Source organism: Paraburkholderia sp. SIMBA_027 (assembly GCF_046535315.1).
Classification (GTDB): domain Bacteria; phylum Pseudomonadota; class Gammaproteobacteria; order Burkholderiales; family Burkholderiaceae; genus Paraburkholderia; species Paraburkholderia tropica.
Map to the genome: position 1 here is coordinate 1 of NZ_JAWRWY010001372.1, position 245 is coordinate 245.

The following is a 245-nucleotide window of genomic DNA, read 5'->3' on the forward strand; positions in this document are numbered from 1 at the left end:
GCTGCGTGCGCTGAACCAGGCGCAGCACTGATGCAGGGAAGGGAAAGGACGGAAAATGAAACGCATCGATGAAGTCGCGAAAGTGGCCGGCATGGTGGCGATGGCTGGCCTGCTCTGCGCATGTTCGGCGTTCAAGGAAAGCGGGTACGGTGTTGGCCCGCAAGCCGAGCGTGCGGCATTGATGGACGCCGCGGCCCAGAAACAGGCAGCACCCGATACGCCCGGCATGTATCTGGGCCTGATCG

At 62.9% G+C, this 245-nt stretch carries 1 pseudogene; it reads left to right on the forward strand.

Annotated features, from left to right (window positions below):
- Positions 1–55: 55 nt before the first annotated feature.
- Positions 56–245, forward strand: a pseudogene (locus SB764_RS43670) (pilus assembly protein); the annotation flags it as partial.